The sequence below is a fragment of the Arthrobacter alpinus genome, assembly GCF_900105965.1.
Lineage (GTDB): Bacteria > Actinomycetota > Actinomycetes > Actinomycetales > Micrococcaceae > Specibacter > Specibacter alpinus.
This window is the reverse complement of record NZ_FNTV01000001.1, coordinates 736,600-755,237: the sequence shown is the minus strand read 5'-3', so window position 1 is coordinate 755,237 and position 18,638 is coordinate 736,600. Positions and strand designations below refer to the sequence as shown.

At 61.2% G+C, this 18,638-nt stretch carries 20 protein-coding genes; 6 read left to right on the top strand and 14 right to left on the bottom strand.

Translation table 11 applies throughout. The features are described 5' to 3' along the window. Nucleotides 1–20: 20 nt before the first annotated feature. On the top strand, nt 21–458 hold the full coding sequence (locus tag BLV41_RS03455; RefSeq protein WP_074710505.1) for a VOC family protein: 438 nt from the start codon (nt 21–23) through the stop codon (nt 456–458). On the opposite strand, the gene BLV41_RS03450 is transcribed toward BLV41_RS03455, so the two are convergent. Next, nucleotides 448–1,173, bottom strand: a complete 726-nt coding sequence (locus tag BLV41_RS03450) for an SOS response-associated peptidase (protein WP_074710503.1) — start codon at nt 1,171–1,173, stop codon at nt 448–450. The two genes, BLV41_RS03455 and BLV41_RS03450, sit on opposite strands and share 11 nt — an antisense overlap. A gap of 98 nt (nt 1,174–1,271) precedes the next feature. On the opposite strand from BLV41_RS03450, the gene BLV41_RS03445 reads away from it, so the two are divergent. From BLV41_RS03445 to BLV41_RS03435, 3 genes are all read left to right on the top strand, one after another. Further along, nucleotides 1,272–1,529, top strand: a complete 258-nt coding sequence (locus BLV41_RS03445; RefSeq protein ID WP_074710501.1) for a mycoredoxin — start codon at nt 1,272–1,274, stop codon at nt 1,527–1,529. A gap of 112 nt (nt 1,530–1,641) precedes the next feature. Beyond that, the gene (locus BLV41_RS03440) at nt 1,642–2,730 is read left to right on the top strand and encodes an S-(hydroxymethyl)mycothiol dehydrogenase (protein ID WP_074710499.1); all 1,089 of its coding nucleotides are present in this window, start codon (nt 1,642–1,644) and stop codon (nt 2,728–2,730) included. Beyond that, nucleotides 2,727–3,347 (top strand): MBL fold metallo-hydrolase, encoded by a 621-nt coding sequence (locus BLV41_RS03435; RefSeq protein WP_074710497.1) that lies wholly within the window; start codon nt 2,727–2,729, stop codon nt 3,345–3,347. The genes BLV41_RS03440 and BLV41_RS03435 overlap by 4 nt, the downstream gene beginning before the upstream one ends. A gap of 91 nt (nt 3,348–3,438) precedes the next feature. Here the strand turns inward: BLV41_RS03435 and BLV41_RS03430 are convergent, their stop codons facing one another. The 3 genes from BLV41_RS03430 to BLV41_RS03420 all read right to left on the bottom strand — a co-directional run bounded on the left by BLV41_RS03430 (nt 3,439) and on the right by BLV41_RS03420 (nt 5,616). Further along, complete coding sequence (locus BLV41_RS03430; RefSeq protein WP_074710495.1) at nt 3,439–4,176, bottom strand: lipoate--protein ligase family protein; 738 nt, start codon at nt 4,174–4,176, stop codon at nt 3,439–3,441. Next, nucleotides 4,173–5,012, bottom strand: coding sequence for a thioesterase family protein (locus BLV41_RS03425; RefSeq protein WP_074710493.1), 840 nt, complete (start codon nt 5,010–5,012; stop codon nt 4,173–4,175). The genes BLV41_RS03430 and BLV41_RS03425 overlap by 4 nt, the downstream gene beginning before the upstream one ends. Before the next feature lie 64 nt (nt 5,013–5,076). Beyond that, nucleotides 5,077–5,616 (bottom strand): DedA family protein, encoded by a 540-nt coding sequence (locus tag BLV41_RS03420; RefSeq protein WP_074710491.1) that lies wholly within the window; start codon nt 5,614–5,616, stop codon nt 5,077–5,079. A gap of 202 nt (nt 5,617–5,818) precedes the next feature. On the opposite strand from BLV41_RS03420, the gene BLV41_RS03415 reads away from it, so the two are divergent. Continuing rightward, nucleotides 5,819–7,447: an AMP-binding protein gene (locus BLV41_RS03415; protein ID WP_074710489.1), complete on the top strand. Its 1,629-nt coding sequence runs from the start codon at nt 5,819–5,821 to the stop codon at nt 7,445–7,447. A gap of 105 nt (nt 7,448–7,552) precedes the next feature. Here BLV41_RS03415 and BLV41_RS03410 read toward each other — a convergent pair whose 3' ends face one another. The 9 genes from BLV41_RS03410 to BLV41_RS03370 form a co-directional block, all read right to left on the bottom strand. After that, entirely contained in the window at nt 7,553–8,104 is a 552-nt protein-coding gene (locus tag BLV41_RS03410; RefSeq protein ID WP_083360579.1) for an NUDIX domain-containing protein, read from the bottom strand. Between the two features lie 35 nt (nt 8,105–8,139). After that, nucleotides 8,140–8,604 (bottom strand): inner membrane protein YiaA, encoded by a 465-nt coding sequence (gene yiaA, locus BLV41_RS03405; RefSeq protein ID WP_074710487.1) that lies wholly within the window; start codon nt 8,602–8,604, stop codon nt 8,140–8,142. A 215-nt stretch (nt 8,605–8,819) separates the two neighbouring features. Further along, on the bottom strand, nt 8,820–9,797 hold the full coding sequence (nrdF, locus tag BLV41_RS03400) for a class 1b ribonucleoside-diphosphate reductase subunit beta (protein ID WP_044573732.1): 978 nt from the start codon (nt 9,795–9,797) through the stop codon (nt 8,820–8,822). A 111-nt stretch (nt 9,798–9,908) separates the two neighbouring features. Continuing rightward, nucleotides 9,909–12,029: a class 1b ribonucleoside-diphosphate reductase subunit alpha gene (nrdE, locus tag BLV41_RS03395; protein WP_044573789.1), complete on the bottom strand. Its 2,121-nt coding sequence runs from the start codon at nt 12,027–12,029 to the stop codon at nt 9,909–9,911. A gap of 14 nt (nt 12,030–12,043) precedes the next feature. After that, on the bottom strand, nt 12,044–12,520 hold the full coding sequence (gene nrdI, locus BLV41_RS03390; protein ID WP_044573729.1) for a class Ib ribonucleoside-diphosphate reductase assembly flavoprotein NrdI: 477 nt from the start codon (nt 12,518–12,520) through the stop codon (nt 12,044–12,046). Nucleotides 12,521–12,648: 128 nt separating this feature from the next. Beyond that, entirely contained in the window at nt 12,649–12,900 is a 252-nt protein-coding gene (gene nrdH / locus BLV41_RS03385) for a glutaredoxin-like protein NrdH (RefSeq protein WP_044573726.1), read from the bottom strand. Between the two features lie 296 nt (nt 12,901–13,196). Then, nucleotides 13,197–14,438: an MFS transporter gene (locus BLV41_RS03380; protein WP_074710485.1), complete on the bottom strand. Its 1,242-nt coding sequence runs from the start codon at nt 14,436–14,438 to the stop codon at nt 13,197–13,199. Beyond that, on the bottom strand, nt 14,435–15,010 hold the full coding sequence (locus BLV41_RS03375; protein ID WP_074710482.1) for a TetR/AcrR family transcriptional regulator: 576 nt from the start codon (nt 15,008–15,010) through the stop codon (nt 14,435–14,437). Before BLV41_RS03375 ends, BLV41_RS03380 begins: the two co-directional genes overlap by 4 nt. Beyond that, a complete protein-coding gene (locus BLV41_RS03370; RefSeq protein WP_139244191.1) occupies nt 15,007–15,591 on the bottom strand; it encodes a sugar O-acetyltransferase in 585 nt (194 codons plus the stop codon). The genes BLV41_RS03375 and BLV41_RS03370 overlap by 4 nt, the downstream gene beginning before the upstream one ends. A 151-nt stretch (nt 15,592–15,742) precedes the next feature. Here BLV41_RS03370 and BLV41_RS03365 point away from each other — a divergent pair, with 151 nt between their 5' ends. Next, nucleotides 15,743–16,690, top strand: coding sequence for a LysR family transcriptional regulator (locus BLV41_RS03365; RefSeq protein WP_044573712.1), 948 nt, complete (start codon nt 15,743–15,745; stop codon nt 16,688–16,690). Between the two features lie 131 nt (nt 16,691–16,821). On the opposite strand, the gene BLV41_RS03360 is transcribed toward BLV41_RS03365, so the two are convergent. Further along, nucleotides 16,822–18,282: an aldehyde dehydrogenase family protein gene (locus BLV41_RS03360; protein WP_244516717.1), complete on the bottom strand. Its 1,461-nt coding sequence runs from the start codon at nt 18,280–18,282 to the stop codon at nt 16,822–16,824. Between the last annotated feature and the right edge of the window lie 356 nt (nt 18,283–18,638).

The following is an 18,638-nucleotide window of genomic DNA, read 5'->3' as shown; positions in this document are numbered from 1 at the left end:
CTAGCCGCAAAGGACCCCTCGTGGATCAACAGCTGAACTTTATTTCACTGGGGGTCCGCGACGTTTTGCGCTCCCGTGACTTTTACATCTCCGGCCTCGGCTGGAAGGCACATTTCGAGGTTCCCGGGGAGGTCATCTTCATTCAGGTGAACCACGGCCTGATCCTCTCCCTCTGGAACCGCAGCGCCATGGCCAAGGAGCTTGGGGTAGAGTCCGAAAGCTTCCAATCCCCCGGCGGCGTTCCGCCCATTACCCTCAGTCACAATGTTGGCAGCCCCCAAGAGGTCGACGCCGTGGTGAGGGACGCGCAAAAGGCCGGAGCCGCCGTCGCCCATCCTCCCCGGACGCAGTCTTGGGGCGGGTACAGCGGCTATTTTGCCGATCCGGATGGCTTCCGCTGGGAGGTCGCCTACAACCCGAGCTGGCTAGTTGACGAAGCCGGCCACGTCACAGTGTGACGGGAACGATCAATTCGGGTGTGTCATTGCGCACATTTCCCACGGCGGCGGACACTGCCTCCAGCTCCCAGGCACCTGCCAAGTCCCACCCCTGCGCCAATGCGGCTTCCAAGAGCGGCTCGGCCTCCTTGTTCTCCGGGTCCAGCCACTCGGCTAGCCCATCATGGCTCAAGGGAACGGGAAGGCGGTCATGCAGGGTTGCCAGCTCACCCTCCGGCGGCGAGGCCATGGTCAAGATGGTGCAGGACAAGAGCCACTGGTCCGGAGCCCCGTCCTCCTTGGCCGGATCCTTCCACCATTCGTAGAGCCCGGCGAAGGTGATCAACGCGCCATCGGCGGAATGCACAAAGTACGGCTGCTTGGTCTTTCCGTCCGGCGATTTTTTCCATTCGTAATAACCCTGCACGGGCACACCACAACGTCTGGCCTTGATGGCTGCACGGAAGGTGGGCTTTGCCGCCACCGTTTCACTGCGCGCATTGAAGGCACGCACACCCACCGCCGCATCCTTGGCCCAGCCCGGCACCAGCCCCCATTTGGCGACGTGTATCTGGCGGTGCAGCTCACCGTCGATGATCCGTTCCAGAACAATGGGCACATCCGTGGTGGGGGCAACGTTGTAGGAGGCGCGCAATTCCAAGGAGGCCTCAGCCTCGGCTTCCAGCTCCGCGACTAAATCTCCAACTGCCCTGGCCATGACGTAGCGTCCACACATGCAGTCCATCGTGGCACAAAATGAGGAATATGTATCCGGCCCGGTAGCGTTGTCTCTTGTAGCAAGAACAAATTCTTTTCTCCCAAGGAGCACTTTTCGTGAACTTCACCCCTGACGCCGGCACCATCACCATGTTCTCCACCACTTGGTGTGGCTACTGCAAGCGCCTGAAGAAGCAGCTGGATGCCTCAGGAATTGGCTACACCGAGATCAACATCGAGGACGTTGCCGGAACGGCTGAACTGGTTGAAAGCCTCAACGGCGGCAACCAGACCGTCCCCACGGTGCTCTTCCCGGACGGTTCGGCAGCAACCAATCCGTCGCTCAAGGACGTGCAGCTCAAGCTCGGCGTCTAACTACCGCCGCAGCCTGGACGGGCCTGCCAGTTAAGCCATGCAGGCCGTGTACCCTGTCAGCAACCCCATTTGTTGTTCCGTCATGGAACACGGCTGCTAAGGAGCATTCTTCATGGTTCACAAGGTCAAGGGCGCAGTTGTGCTCAGCAAGGACGCCCCCGTCACACTCGAGACGATTCTGGTCCCGGATCCGGGTCCGGGTGAGGCTCTGGTGGACATCCTGTCCAGCGGCGTGTGCCACACGGACCTGCACTACAAGCAGGGTGGGATTAGCGATGATTTCCCGTTCTTGTTGGGCCACGAGGCCACCGGTGTGGTCAGCGCCGTGGGTGCCGGTGTCACCAATGTTGCCCCCGGCGACCGGGTCATCCTGAACTGGCGTGCCGTTTGCGGCAACTGCCGTGCTTGTAACAAGGGCCAGGCCCAGTACTGCTTTAACACCGCCAACGCCACGCAGAAGATGACCCTCGAGGACGGCACGGAGCTCTCCCCCGCCCTGGGCATTGGCGCGTTCATTGAAAAGACCTTGGTGGCCGCAGGCCAGTGCACCAAGGTTGATCCGGACGTAGATCCGGCGGCCGTGGGCTTGTTGGGCTGCGGCGTCATGGCTGGCATCGGGGCCGCCATCAACACCGGTGGCGTGAAGCGTGGCGATTCCGTGGCCGTCATCGGCTGCGGCGGCGTAGGCTCGGCCGCCATCGCCGGTGCAGCCTTGGCTGGCGCCACCACCATCATCGCCGTGGACCGCGACCCCAAGAAGCTCGTGGCTGCACTGGCGCTCGGAGCCACCCACACGGTGGACTCCTCCTCCGCTGATGCCGTCGTCGCTATCCAAGATCTCACGGGAGGCTTCGGGGCAGATGTGGTGATTGACGCCGTCGGACGTCCCGAAACATACAAGCAGGCCTTCTACGCCCGCGACTTGGCCGGCACCGTGGTTCTGGTGGGCGTACCAACTCCCGAGATGATGTTGGAGCTGCCGCTGTTGGACGTGTTTGGTCGTGGCGGCTCACTGAAGTCGTCCTGGTACGGCGACTGCCTGCCGTCCCGCGACTTCCCCATGCTGGTGGAGCTGTACAAGCAGGGCAAGCTGGATCTGGACGCGTTTGTCAGCGAACGCATCACGATCAACGACATCGAGGCCGCCTTCGCCAAGATGGGCGAGGGTTCCGTGCTGCGGTCGGTGGTGGAGTTCGCATGAGCGCACGCATTGAACGGCTCATCACCTCGGGCACGTTTTCGCTCGACGGAGGCACCTGGGATGTGGACAACAACGTGTGGATCGTGGGCGATGACTCCGAGGTTTATGTGATCGACCCGGCCCACAACTCGGCCGCCATCAAGGAGGCTGTGGGGGAACGGGCTGTGAAGGCGGTCCTGCTGACGCACGGACATGACGACCACATCCGCTACGCCCGGGACTTTGCCGGTCTAGTCAACGCACCTGTTCTGATGAACTCGGCGGACCAAATGCTGTGGGAAGACATTTTTCCCGGCACCACACCGGACGCTGCCATCGCTGACGGTGACGTCTTTAAGGTTGCAGGCACTACCCTGACGGCCATGCACACGCCCGGCCACTCCCCCGGATCAACGTGCTTCCATGCCCCGGACCTGGGCACGGTGTTCACCGGCGACACCCTGTTCAACGGCGGCCCCGGGGCCACGGGCCGCTCATACAGCGACTTCCCCACGATCCTCGCCTCCATCACGGCGCGGTTGCTGACCCTGCCGGCCGAAACCGTGGTGAACACCGGCCACGGGGATGCAACCACCATCGGGGCCGAGGCTCCCGGGATTGCCGCCGCGCAGCAATAAAGCACCGCCTCCTTCTCATCGACCCGTCAGATAAGGCCCCTTTGAATCTTCATAGCGGCGTTATCTGACGGGTCGATGAGAGTAGGAGCAGCTAAGAGTGCACCAGCTCGGTGTGCCGGGCATAAGCGGCAAGCACGGCGGCCTCAACTGCATCGACTGTGACGCCGGGGACCAGGTCCTCGGCGGCACCGGCCGTGCGCGGATCCCACTCCAGGCCCAGGGCCGCATACGTGTCCGTGAGAACCCTACGGATCGGCGCGGAATTTTCCACGACGATCACCGAGCTGAACAGCCACGCCCCAGAAACCACACGTTGGGCCGTGCCGATGAGCTTGATGCGGGCTCCGTCCGGAACGCTTGAACTCGCATGGCCCCCGCGGCCAAAGACACTGAATTCGCCCGGGCAGTATTCTCCCGGGATCTCCCCTACACCGGCGTCCATACCCAGCGAGCTGAGCGCGTCAGCGAACAGCTCGCCGAAGAAGCCAAACCGCTCCTTGGCTCCTGCTATGGCATCTTCGGCAGGCTGGATGTGATCAACCACCAGGGTGCCTCGATGATAGGCGGCAGCCCTGCCACCAGCCCGCCGAACGGCCGGCACATAACCGTTGTCGCGTGAGGCTTGTTCGGCGGCCGCGAACCCGGCCAACCGGGTGTCACGCTGGCCAAACGCCACGGTGGGTTCGGGACGGTAGAAGCGCAGTAAAGCGTCCTGGTTCCCGGTTTTGACCTGGTTCAGGAGCTCCAGGGCATGGTTCAGATCGGCTTCGGCACCTTGATTCACCAGCTGCTTGTGGACCCGGATCAGTGGCGCGATTTCCACGCTCATCGGGCAGCCGGAATCGGACGGATCGTCAAGATCTGTTCCGACCGTGCGAAGGGCCCCTTGTGATCGTTCAACACGGTTGAGGTCAGGCCCACGCCATCCCCGGACATGGTCACATGGGTATCCAGTCCCAGCCATTCCCCGTCAGGCTCCCGGTAAATATGGATCGAGAGGTCAACGTTGGGGAACATCCAGCCACCTGGCATGGGTTCCACGCGGGCTGAAATACCATTCGCACTATCTGCAAGCCCCAGCAGTCTCACCAAAGCGGAGGTGGGCGCCCCGCCGTCGAGCATTGTGTAGGGGCTGCGCAGCCATGCCCGGCCGCGTCCGGGGCGGTGCCCAGGGTTGATGCGAGCCTCGATGCTTCTGATGAAGCCTCCAGGCCACATGGACATCCCATCCCAAGGAACCGCAGCAGCAAGGCTCCCCATGGGTTCGTCCTCGTAAGCCTCGACGGCGGCGGTGTCGCCTTTTTGCAGGCGCCAGGCGGTGGCTCGGACGGCCACGCGCCCATCGGCGATGAGTTCGGCTTGCAATAGTTCGATGGTGCGTCCGGGACGGAGCATCATGGTTTCAATCGTGAATTCGCCGGCGGGAATGAGCCCCAGAATATCGAAGCTGAACCGGGCGAGGCGCATGTCGGCGCGTGGCTGATACTGTTCCAGGGCATGGATCATAATGCCCGTTACGGGAGCCATGTGCTGTTCGTGATCATTCCAGGCACCCTGGGAATGAATGGTCGATTCGTAGCGGTTCTCACCGAGATGAAGGTAGTACGAACTTGGGATTTCGGCAGCGACGTCATTGGCGGCTGCGCGTGTTGTGGTCTCCGGCATGGCTACGACTTTACCGTCAGCGATGCCCCGAGCAGCAAACGCAGTTCACCGCCACAAACACGCTTCAACGCGCTGGGGTGGCCTTCACGACAGGATCCTGGCCGGGCGCGGAGCTACCCGCCATCGCCTGCTGATCGAGTTTGCGATTGCGTGAGGCGCGCAATCGGCGGACTCCCACGATGACCGCGATGATCACCAGGACCAGCGCAATCAACGCCCAGGGCGATCCCGCTGCGGCGGCAAGGGCGGCGTCGAAAGCGGCCAGCCCAATGGTGGCATAAATGCAGGCCCACGCAATGGAACCCACAACGGTCGCCGGAATGTAGCGTCGAAGTGGCATCCGGCCCAGGCCTGCCGCCATATTGACGGCGGTTTGCACACCAATGGTCAAGAAGCTCACACTGACGGCCGGCGCGCCCCAGCGGGCAATAATCTTCTCTGCACGCTGGAAGGCCGGAGAGTCCAGGTGCTTCTGCAGCTTGGTCTTTCGTCCACCGGCGGACAGTCCGCGCCCGGCCCAGTAGGTGGCGTTGGAGCGCAGCATGACGATCACGAACAAGATCAGGAAGGCCCAGACGAAGGGTAGCGAGACAATGGCGTCCATGATGTGCGGGCTACCCCCAGAGGAAAGACAATAATATGGCAAGAGTTTCATAGTCTATTTGCCAGTTCTTATCGTATCGAAGGAAGCGAGGTAACCCTAATTTCCCCGGGATGACCGCCGGACAAAAACGCCCGAAAGACACTCCCAAACTTTTTGGTGTGAGTTAGCTCCTATTAACTGATTTGCGTACTAGCATCGGCACATGACCACCGATGTTCATGCTTCCTACGCGTCCGGCACATCCACAACACAGCTTTTGGACTCCACCATTGGCGCCAATTTCCAGATGACAGTTGCCCGGTTCCCGGACTCGGATGCCCTTGTCGACATGCCGTCCGGCCGTCGCTGGACCTACACTCAGCTAAACCACGACGTCGATGCCCTGGCCCGCGGGCTTCTCGCCGCCGGGATTGCCAAGGGAGATCGGGTGGGCATTTGGGCGCCCAACGTGCCGGAGTGGGTGCTGCTGCAGTACGCGACGGCCAAGATTGGCGCCATCCTTGTCAACGTCAACCCGTCCTACCGGGTGCACGAGCTCAGGTATGCGGCGCAGCAATCTGGCATGTCATTGCTGGTGGCGCTTGAAGAATTCAAGGGCTCGGACTACCGAGGGATGATCAAGCAAATCCGGCCCGAATGCCCGGCCCTGACGGCGGCCAGCTACATCGGCACGTCATCCTGGGACGAGCTCGTGGCGGGCGGCGAAGCATTGCCAGCCAACGCCGTCGAACTGGCCATGGCCGCGCTGGATCCCAATGATCCCATCAACATCCAGTACACCTCGGGCACCACCGGCTACCCCAAGGGTGCCACGCTCAGCCACCGCAACATCCTGAACAACGGCTACTTTGTCACGGAGACGATCGGCTTCACGGAACAGGACAGATTGTGCGTACCGGTCCCGTTCTATCATTGCTTCGGCATGGTCATGGGAAATTTGGGCGCCACAACTCATGGTGCCGCCCTCGTCATCCCCGCGCCTTCCTTCGATGCCGCCGCCACGTTGCGCGCCGTCCAGGAGGAACGTTGCACGGCGCTGTACGGCGTTCCCACCATGTTCATTGCCGAGCAGAATCTGCCCGACTTTGGCGACTACGATTTGTCCAGCCTGCGCACCGGGATCATGGCGGGCTCACCCTGCCCCGTTGAGGTCATGAAGCGCTGCATGACCCAAATGCACATGCAGGGCGTTTCGATTGCTTACGGCATGACGGAGACCTCGCCGGTGTCGATGCAGACCCAGATGGATGACGACGTGGCACACCGGACCGAAACCGTGGGCCGGGTTCACCCCCACCTAGAGGTCAAGATTGTGGATCCCGCTACGGGTGACACCGTGCCGCGCGGGGAGCCGGGCGAGTTATGCACACGCGGCTACTCGGTCATGTTGGGGTACTGGAATGATCCGGAGAAGACTGCCGACGCCATTGATGCCGAGCGCTGGATGCATACCGGGGACCTGGCTGTCATGTTTAGCGACGGTTACGTGAACATCGTGGGCCGCATCAAGGACATGGTAATTCGGGGCGGGGAGAACCTGTACCCGCGCGAGATCGAGGAGTTCCTGTACCAGCACCCGGATATTGCCGACGTGCAGGTCATCGGCGTTCCTGACGAGCGCTACGGTGAGGAGTTGTGTGCCTGGATCATGATGAAGCCGGGTGTCGAGCCGCTGGATCAGGCTGCCGTGGCAGCCTATTGCGAGGGCCACCTGTCCCGGCACAAGATCCCGCGCTACGTGCTCGTTGTGGACGACTTCCCCATGACTGTCACCGGCAAGGTGCGCAAGATGGACATGCGGGCAACCACTGTGGAGCTGCTGGGGCTCTAGCGACCGAGCCTGCCGGCTTCTCGCCGACGGCGTGCCAAACTTGCGAGGGCGCATGAAATTTCATGGGCCGTGGCCAGTTTGGCACGCCGCCACGCGCGGTTGCCGTTAGTTACTACCTTCGAGCCGCCCGCGCAGCTCCGGCCACGCCGCCTTGAAGCCCGGGTGCAGTGGCAGCTCAGCGACCTCATCCAGCGGCACCCACTCCAGTGCCAGGCTTTCGGGGTCGCTGATGACAGCTTCAAAGGGTTCGACGGCGGACACCACCACTGTGGTGTAACTCCAGTAGCCCACGTCGTAGACCGAGGTGAACAGCAGCTCCATGTTTTCGCGCGGCACGCCAGCTTCTTCCCACGCTTCCCGCAATGCGCCGTCGACGGCGGCCTCACCAGCGTGGAGTGCTCCCCCGGGAAGGCCCCACGTGCCGCCGTGGTGGGACCAGATGGCTCGGTGCTGCAGCAGGACTCCACGTCCGGCGTCGAACACGAGGAGACCGGCCGAGCCGAAGCGGCCCCAGAACTTGCCTGCCTCCCCCTCAACCCAGGCGTCGCCAGGATCCCGGTTGCTTCCCAGATGGCCTGGGCGCACAACAGCCGCGGCCTCCCGGATAAAACGGGCTGCCGCGGCTCTCTGCTCTTTGTGGGTGGTGCGCTCATTCATGGACTTCACAGTACCAACTGCGCAACTCCTGCTGCCTAGAATTCCGACTTGTCCAGAAATTCCGGCCTCGGCCGCACGTGCGACTCAGGGTAGAGAGCCCTATACGAAGCAAGGTCCCTGATGTTCTTCTGCACCGCCACACCCGCGAACAAGCTCATGGCAAACCCGATGCCATAGAAGCCCTTCTCCGACAACAACAAGTCAGCGTTCCAGAGGCCTGTCGCCAAGAGCAAGAGTGAGGCCAGCAAGGCAAACCAGGCGATACCCACATAGATGGGTGTCACGGGGATGTCTTCTGCCCTGTCACGCACTGCCTTCTGGAGTGACACTGCCGCGAAGAGCCCAAACAGAAACACGGTGAGATAGAAGCCCTTCTCATTGAGCTCCATTTTGGCGTTCCAGAGGCCCACGAAGTAGACGCCCATTCCCAGCCCCAAAGCAATCCAGGAAGCGCCTATGAATGCTCCCGTTGGTTTCCCCAGCTGATTTGTCACGCTCATGATTCGTGCTCCCCAATCCTTGCGACAGCTTGATGCTGTTCTGTTGAAACATCAGCATAAGCGAAGAGATACCCTTCCACACGAGTTTGTCCATCATATGGTCAAACTCGCGCCGTCCGCCACACCTCCGGCGCCTTCATCGCTTAAGAGACTGAACGCAAGCCAATCCCGAGGGGTCAGCTTGCGCTCAGTGATATCGCTGGCAGGACGAGGAGTTAGAAGTCCCAGTCGTCGTCTTCGGTGTTGACGGCCTTGCCGATGACGTAGGAGGAGCCCGAACCGGAGAAGAAGTCATGGTTCTCATCGGCGTTCGGTGACAGCGCGGACAGGATGGCCGGGTTCACGTCCGTGACGGCAGCCGGGAACATGGCTTCGTAGCCCAGGTTCATGAGCGCCTTGTTGGCGTTGTAGTGCAGGAACTTCTTGACGTCCTCGGCCAGGCCAACGGAGTCGTAAAGATCGTGCGTGTACTGAACTTCGTTCTCGTACAGCTCAAACATGAGCTCGAAGGTGTACTCCTTCAGCTCTGCCTTGCGCTCTTCGGAGAGGCCCTCAAGACCCTTCTGGTACTTGTAGCCGATGTAGTAGCCGTGCACGGCCTCATCGCGGATGATCAGGCGGATCAGGTCAGCGGTGTTTGTCAGCTTGGCCCGTGAAGACCAGTACATGGGCAGGTAGAAGCCCGAGTAGAACAGGAAGGATTCAAGCAGGGTGGAGGCAATCTTGCGCTTGAGGGGATCGTCGCCGTAGTAGTAGGACTCAATGATCTGAGCCTTCTTCTGCAGGTTCGGGTTCTCAACGGACCAGCGGAAGGCCTCGTCGATTTCCTTCGTGGAGCACAGGGTGGAGAAGATCGAGGAGTAGCTTTTGGCGTGAACCGATTCCATGAACGCAATGTTCGTGTAGACGGCTTCCTCGTGAGGAGTGATGGCGTCCGGGATCAGCGAGACGGCACCAACCGTGCCCTGCAGGGTGTCCAGCAGCGTCAACCCGGTGAACACGCGCATGGTGAGCAGCTGCTCGTCCGGTGTCAGCGTGGCCCATGACTGGATGTCGTTGGACAGCGGCACTTTTTCCGGCAGCCAGAAGTTGTTGACCAGGCGGTTCCAGACGTCTACGTCTTTCTCGTCCTCAATCCGATTCCAGTTGATGGCCGTTACATGGCTCGCCAACTTCAGCTTGTCCGGTGTCATGGCTGCTTCTCTCCTTGTGTAAATCTTGGTGGCCGCATGGGCCAGATCAATCTTAAGCCAAAGGCACGACGGCGGGAGGCACCCGCCGTCGTGCTCTTCAGTTGTGTGGTGCTATAGCATGCAGCTGACGCAGCCCTCTACCTCGGTCCCTTCCAGCGCGAGCTGGCGGAGACGGATGTAGTAAATGGTCTTGATGCCCTTCTTCCAGGCATAGATCTGGGCCTTGTTGATGTCACGCGTTGTGGCGGTGTCCTTGAAGAACAACGTCAGGGACAAGCCCTGGTCCACGTGCTGCGTGGCGGCAGCATAGGTGTCGATGACCTTTTCAAAACCAAGCTCGTACGCGTCCTGGTAGTACTCGAGGTTGTCGTTGGTCAGGTACGGAGCCGGGTAGTACACGCGGCCCAGCTTGCCTTCCTTGCGAATTTCAATCTTCGAGGCGACCGGGTGGATCGAGGACGTGGAGTTGTTGATGTAGCTGATGGAGCCTGTGGGCGGGACGGCCTGCAGGTTCTGGTTGTAGATGCCGTGCTCCATGACTGAAGCCTTCAGCTCCCGCCAGTCTTCCTGGGTGGGAATGTGGATGCCGTCAAACATTTCAACAACCTTGGCGGTCTGCGGAACCCATTCGCCGTCGGTGTACTTGTCAAAGAACTCGCCGCTGGCATAGGTGGACTTCTCAAAGCCGGCGAACTTGCTGCCGGTTTCAATGGCCAACAGGTTCGAGGCCCGGATGCAGTGGTACACAACCGAGTAGAAGTAAATGTTTGTGAAGTCCAGACCCTCTTCGGAGCCGTAGTGGACGCGCTCACGGGCAAGGTAGCCGTGCAGGTTCATCTGGCCCAGGCCAATGGCGTGCGACTGGTCGTTGCCCTTGGCGATGGACGGCACGCTGGTGATGTTTGACATGTCAGAGACAGCAGTCAACGTACGGATCGCGGTCTCAATGGTGCTGCCGAAGTTGGGCGAATCCATGGCCTTGGCAATGTTCAATGAGCCAAGGTTGCAGGAGATGTCCTTGCCGGTCTCAGCGTAGGAGAGGTCATCGTTGTACGTGGTGGGCGCAGAAACCTGGAGGATTTCGGAGCACAGGTTGGACATGATGATCTTGCCGTCGATCGGGTTGGCGCGGTTCACCGTGTCTTCAAACATGATGTACGGGTAGCCGGACTCGAACTGGATCTCGGCGAGCGTTTGGAAGAACTCGCGGGCCTTGATCTTGGTCTTCTTGATGCGGGCGTCGTCAACCATCTCGTAGTACTTCTCGGTGACCGAGATGTCGGAGAACGGCATGCCGTAAACCTTTTCGACGTCGTACGGGGAGAACAGGTACATGTCCTCATCGCGCTTGGCCAGCTCAAAGGTGATGTCCGGAACCACAACACCCAAGGAGAGGGTCTTGATGCGAACCTTCTCATCAGCGTTTTCACGCTTGGTGTCCAGGAAGCGGTTGATGTCCGGGTGGTGGGCGTGCAGGTAAACGGCACCTGCACCCTGGCGGGCACCGAGCTGGTTGGCGTAGGAGAAGCTGTCCTCGAGAAGCTTCATCACGGGGATGACGCCGGAGGACTGGTTCTCGATCTGCTTGATGGGCGCGCCCACTTCACGGATGTTCGTCAGCGCGAAAGCGACACCGCCACCGCGCTTGGACAGCTGCAGTGCGGAGTTGATGGAGCGGCCAATGGACTCCATGTTGTCTTCAATGCGCAGCAGGAAGCAGGAGACCAGCTCGCCGCGCTGTGCCTTTCCGGCGTTCAGGAAGGTGGGGGTGGCCGGCTGGAAGCGGCCGTCGATGATTTCATCGACAATGCTCGTGGCCAGTTCCTCGTTGCCGCGGGCCAGGTGCAGGGCAACCATGCACACGCGGTCCTCGTAGCGCTCCAGGTAACGGTTGCCGTCGAAGGTCTTCAGCGTGTAGGACGTGTAGAACTTGAACGCGCCCAGGAAGGACTCAAAGCGGAACTTCTTCTTGTACGCGCGCTGGTAGAGCTCGCGGATGAAGTTCATCGTGTACTGATCCAGCGTCTCGCGCTCGTAGTACTCGTTCTTCACCAAGTACTCCAGCTTTTCTTCCAGGTCATGGAAGAACACCGTGTTGTTGTTCACGTGCTGGAGGAAGTACTGGCGGGCAGCGGCGCGGTCGGCGTCAAACTGGATCTCGCCGTCGGCGTTGTACAAGTTGAGCATGGCGTTGAGCTCGTGGTAACCCAAGCCCTCCCATGCTGCTGGCATCTCCTTGGACGCCTTCACAGCTGCGTCCTGTTCTGAGACAATCGTGTCCAAAATTCTTCCAATCCTTCGTGAACGCGGTCCACATCAACAGATGTGCCCATGAGTTCAAACCGGTATAAATGCTGTACTTTGCACTTCTCGGCGACAATGTCGCCGGCGATGCAATATGTTTCGCCGAAATTTGTGTTCCCGGCGCCAATGACGCCGCGGATAAGGTTCCTGTTTTCCGCCACATTGAGGAACTTGATGACCTGTTTTGGTACTGCGCCCAACCGGTTTTCTCCGCCATAGGTTGGCAGGACCAAGACGAATGGTTCTTGGGCCAGAAGAGTTTCTTCATAGGTGTGCAGTGGCAGCCTAGCCGCCTCCATGCCCAGCTTCATGACGAAGCGGTGCGTGTTGTCGGAGGCTGATGAAAAATAGATCAACCGGCTGCTGGTGTGCCGCGAGGTAACCGGAGCAACAGCGGATTCTGCTGTTATGGCTGACATGACAATCGCTTTCCAACTGCTTAACTTGCTGCTGTGGGGCCAACCCTGTGACTGGTCAGCCCCACTCTTGTGCGCTGCGACGCACGTGAAATTATGGTGGTTCCAAACGGGCCGTGGCCCGGCGGCCACTACGCTACGCTAACTTCGCTTTCGAAGGCGGCAGCCAGTTCGGCGATCTTGTCCGGGCGGAAACCTGACCAGTGATCGGCGTCGGTGATAACAACCGGTGCCTGCTGGTAACCCAGGCTCAGCACATGCTCCAAAGCGGCCGGGTCTTCGGAAATATCCACGCTCTGGTAGGTGATGCCCTTTTTATCCAACGCGCGGTAGGTGGCGTTGCACTGGACACACGCAGGCTTGGTGTAAACCGTGACGGTCATGATCGTTTTTCCCCTTGTCTATTACTGCCTATTACTGCCGCTATCGGCACACTCACAGTCGGTGGGACCAACGCTTCACGCCACGGTCTCGCCAGCTTTTGAGCTGTTCTCAGCGGTTCCTTGGGAACCGCTTGAATTCTGTATTAGATACTACATGTAGTGCAGGGCCCCGTCGTTGACCCCTACATGATGTATTACAAGTATGTCATTTTATGCACCCGTCGTCCACAGGCTGGTGGATTTAAAAGCCCTAAAATTCAAGGTTTAAATCGCACTGTCCACAGGTTGTGGAGTACTTAGTCACAAAAATCTCCGCGGCGTGTCTGTTCTTCGGGCGTGTCGGCCCTAGTGGTCAGCACGGGTGAGAGCAGCACCACCAAAAGGCCTGCAAGCGGCACCACCAGCAACCCCGTGCGCAGTGATGTGGCATCCGCAACGGCCCCCACAATGGGCGGTGACAGCAGGAAACTAACGCGCATGAGCCAGCTGACAATACTCAGGCCCGTTCCTTCACGCAGCCCCGGCAGGTTGTCTGCCGCGTGCATGGCCGCCGGGACCAAGGTGGACACACCAAAGCCGGCCAAGGCAAAACCGGCAATGGTGCCGGGCACCGACGGGAAAAGCAGGGCCTGGCCCATGCCAAGGGCAACAATGACTCCGCCCGCCTGGGCCACCAGCCGCTGGCCGAAGCGGTCAACAAGGGAGTCGCCCACCAGCCGGCCAATGAACTGGGCACCCACCAGGGCCACAAAGCCCAGCCCCGCCACCGAGGCCCCCGCACCGAAGTCACCGCTGAGGTAAACAGCCGCCCATGTGCTGCCGGCATCCTCCACGAGTGTGCTTCCGGCGGCAATGACCACCAGCGCCAGGATGACCAGGTACTTGCCCAGCCCCGCGGAGCTGCGGGGCGCAATGGCACCGTGCTCTTCCGCGGCGGGCTCCGGTGAGTCAGCGCCCCGCAGCAGGAAGCGCAGGCTGCCCAGCGAAACTGCCGCGAAAAGGACGCCGGAGACCAGCAGGTGAAGCCAGAGCGGAATCTGCAAGCCGGCGGCCGCAGCACCCATCAGGCCGCCGGTCACGGCGCCAATGCTCCACACGGCGTGGAAGGAGTTCAAGATGGAGCGGCCATACAGGCGCTGCACGCGCAGGCCGTGGGAATTTTGCGCCACGTCGGTGATGGCATCGAAGGCGCCGGCCAGCAACAGTGCCGTGGCAAACAGGATCCCCGTGGGGGTAATTCCCGCCATGACCAACCCCAGCGCCGTTCCCAGCGTTCCAGCCACGGCAACCTTGGCGGAGCCGAACCGCCTGATGAGCAGACCGGCGGCAAGCCCGGCCGAGAGGGCGCCCAAGGGGTAGGCGGCCACGGCAAAGCCGAATTCCGCATTGCTGAGTCCCAGGGCTTCCTTGATGGCGGGAAAGCGTGGGAGCAGGTTGGCAAAGAGGGCGCCGTTCGTGAAGAACAACGCCGCCACGGCCCATCTGGCGCGGCGAAGGTGGACGGGAAGGGCCGGTGATTCGGCCGTTTTCAAGCTCATGGTGTTCTCACAATTCGTTTAACAGCAGCAACAACGGTGCTTCTGGGCATGGGGGTCAGGGACAGTGCTCGGTGCATGGACAGCCCTTCGATCAGGGCATCGAGCATGAGGGTGGTCTCCGGGTCAAAGAATTTGCCCAGGGCAACCCTGCTGCGCGCCATCCAGGCGTCGGTCACGCGGCGCATGTCGGGGCGGCGGGTGGCCAGGGCGTACAGCTCGTAGGAGAGCACCATGGTGCGTGGGTCGTTGAGAAGCTCTCCCGTGATGAGACTGACGACGGCGGCGCGGGCGGCCGCCTCATCGCCGACCTGCGCCATGGCCGCGTCAAAGCCGTCGGCTGTGTGGTTGGCCAGTTTGGTGAACGCCTCACCCAGCAGCTCGTCCAGGGAGTCAAAGTGATAGGTTAGCGAGCCCAGGGACACGCCTGCGCGTGCGGCAATCTTGCGGTACGTTGTCCCGGCCACTCCGTGCTCGGCCACAACATCAAGAGCTGCGTCGCTGATGTTCGCGCGGCGGTCGGGGTCATAGCGGCGGCGTGGCGTGGCCCCGGCGGGCCCAGGCTGCGTGCTCACGCGAGTTCCTTGCTGATGCGGGCGGGGTTGCCCACCGCCATCACATTGGGCGGCAGGTCGCGGGTCACAACGGAACCGGCCCCCACAACTGCATTCTCGCCAATCGTGACGCCGGGCAGCACAATCACGCCACCACCGAGCCACACGTTGTCGCCAATCGTGATGGGTTTCGCCGCTTCCAGCTTGTCGCGGCGCAGCCGGGAATCGAGGGGGTGTGTGGGTGTCAGGAGCTGGACATTGGGCCCAATCATGACGTCAGCGCCGATGGTGATGGGAGCAACGTCCAGGGCCGTGAAGTTGTAGTTGATGAACGTTCCGGGGCCAATGGTGATGTACCGGCCATAGTCCACAAAGAGCGGCGGGCGAATCTCCACGCCCTCGCCCAGCGAGCCGATGAGCTCCGCGAGCAGCAGTTCGGCAGCATCCCGGTCCTCTGGCCACAACTGCCCGTAACGATGGGCGGCCGTGATGGCCTGCTGCGATGCCACCGCCAACTCGGCGTCCTCGGCCAGGTACAGGTCACCTGCCTCCATGCGCTGGCGCATGCTGCGTGGGTCATTGGCAAAATATGGGTGCGTCACGGCTTGGTCCATTCTTCGGTATAAAAATCGTTATGTACAAATGTACACAACGATGCCGTTGCGGCAGCCGCCACTGCGGTGTATTACGCGGGCGCACCCCGCGGCCTATGCTTGCCTAGGAACCCGCCCGGCCCCGAGAGAGAGACTTTCCGTGATCAACCCCGTGCATTTGCAAACACTGCTGGAAGTGGTCCGCCGCGGTTCGTTTGCGGCGGCGGCCACCCAACTGGGGTACACGGCGTCGGCCGTTTCACAACAGATGTCAGCGCTGGAGCGCGACAGCGGGGTCATCTTGTTCAAGCGTTCGGCCCGCAGTGTGCTGCCCACCGACGCCGCACTGGTCATGTCCCGGCATGCAGGGAAGGTACTCACGGACATCGATGCCTTGCTGGCCGCCAGCTCCCGAACGGAGGAGGGCACCAGCCAGGAGCTGCGTTTGGGCATTTTCCCCTCCCTTGCCACGTACGCACTCCCCCGGCTGCTAAGCAGTCCCGAGTGGCCGGGCCTAGGCATCAACCTGCATGTGTCGGTCGGCGAGCCGCAGCAGACCATTGGCGGATTGCGCAGCGGCGGCGAATTGGACGTTGCGTTGGTTTATCAGGTGGGCCAGTCCGGCTTGGCATGGCCGCACACCATCAACCGGCAATGGATTGGCGATGACAACTTTAGGGTGGTCCTGCCCAAGGCATGGGGCATTCGTGCCGGCTCGGTGATGGAGGCAGGGCATCTTTCCGACATGCCCTGGATCATGCACCACCCCGGAACCAGTGACGCCGCCGTGATTGAAAGGCTCTTTGCCAGCTGCAATCTGCACCCTCGTGTTGCCGCCTACAGCGACGACTTCAATGCCAGCCTGCAACTGGCCAGCGTGGGCCTGGGCGCAGCCCTGGTTCCGGAGCTTGCCCTGCAAAACAAGCCGGACAACGTGGTGGTTCTGGACGTACCGGAAATTCGGCTGGCCCGGAACATTTTTGCCCTGCTCATCAACGACAAGCGGACAGCGCGCATCGAAGTGTTCGTGGACAAGCTGGCCGGCATTCTGGCTGAGCTGAACCGCACCAGCCATCTGGGCGAAACCGCGCACCCGACACGAAAGTAGCGACAGCGTTGGCACGGCGCAGACAGGGAAGTCACTTTGCCCATGCGTCCGGCCAGTGCCCAGGGTGGCGCCAGTGACAGTCGTGAGCCTCACTGACCAGCTGGGCCTGCGCATAGCCCCAGAAAGTGCCGTTAGCCCTTCCGGAATTTTCTGGCCGGCGCCACGAACCGCTTGATGATCTGCTTCTTGACGGCGCCGAAGGGCGGGTAGATCAAACCCAAGGTGTCGAGTGAGAGGGGCTTTTCCAGAATGGCCTTTTGGTGGGAGAACGTGTAAATCGAGTGCTGCCCGTGGTAGCTGCCCATGCCGCTTTCCCCCACTCCGCCGAACGGCAATCCGGGGACGCTCAGATGCGCCACCGGCACGCCAAAGTTCAGCGCGCCCGACGACGTTTGCAGCGTGAACGCATCCCGCACCCCACCATCCTCGCTGAAGACGTAGAGGGACAGCGGCTTTTCACGCTGGTTGATGAACTCGATGGCAGCCTGCGCAGACTCAACGCTGACCAAGGGCAGGACCGGGCCGAAGATTTCCTCCTTCATCAGTGCAGATTCGGCGTCCACATGGACCACCGTGGGCGCAATGTAGCGAGTGGCAGCGTCAGTTGAACCTCCGGCAACAAGGGCCGATCCGCTCTCCTCGAGTAAGTCAATGGCGAGAAGACCGGCAACGCGGGAGAAGGCGGCGTCGTTGATCATGCGGCCATAGGCCAGGCTGTGCGACGGGTCCGCCCCGTAAAGCTCCTCGATGGCCTCTGGCAATTCCTTGGCTAGCTTGGCCAGCGCGGAGTCAGTGCCCAACACATAGTCGGGGGCAACGCAGGTCTGGCCTGCGTTCATGAACTTGCCCCACACGATCCTGCGCGCCGCTGTAATCATGTCCACGGAGTCGTCAATGTAGACGGGCGACTTCCCGCCCAGTTCCAAGGTCACTGGGGTGAGGTTCTTGGCAGCTGCGCTCATGACAATGCGCCCCACCCGGCCATTGCCCGTGTAGAAGATGTGGTCGAAGCGCTGGTCAAGAAGGTTAGTGGTTTCCGGCACGCCACCCTCGACGATCGTCACGGCGCCGGCGAGGTACTCCGGAATCCACCGGGCGAGCGCGGCTGAACTGGCTGGTGCCATCTCACTGGGTTTGGCCACCACGGTGTTCCCGGCTGCGAGCGCGCCGATGACTGGTCCAAGGAGAAGTTGAATGGGGTAGTTCCAGGGCGCAATAACCAGGACAACGCCCAATGGTTCAAGCACTGTGGTTGCTGTTGCTGGTTGCAGTGCCAGCGGTACCGAGGTTTTGCGTGGTTTCAGCCAGTCTTGGAGGTGCTTGAGTGTGTGGGCTATCTCCGCGGCAAGGAAGCCTATCTCGGTCAGCCATGCCTCGGCGGGATGTTTGCCGAGGTCGGCTGCGAGCGCAGCCGTGAAGTCATCCTTGTGATCTATCAGCATCTGGTTCATGGCCGTGAGTTGCTGCCTGCGCCAGGCGAGCGGTTTTGTCACGCCAGTGGTGAAGAGTTGCCTTGCTTGCCCAACCGTTGTTTCGATGGCGTTCGGTGTCATGGAGGTTTGTGCCAGGGTATCCAGGTTCTGTGCGCTCATGGCCCCAATCTACTCCCCGAGAGTGGTTCTCGATTTCAGCAGGCTTGTTGGCGAGGGATTGGTCGAGAAAGGTTTCCTCCCCGTAAACGGGAGGGAATTCCTGCGCCACCCATAGCCGGGCGCTCCCATCATCCCAAGGCGTCCTAGTCTTCCGTGAGGGTGGGTTGGATCCTTCCCCTCACTCTGAGCGCAAGGCGTGCTCGGTATAGGCGTGCAGCACAGGTTCGCGTACGCCACCACAGGGCGACGAGCCAGTCTGAGCGCTCGCCCACCGTCCCGGACACGGTCAGCGGCCCGCCAGGTAGGTAATGCACTGCCCGAGCGTGCGCTTTGTGCCCGCAATTCCCGCAAAAAGG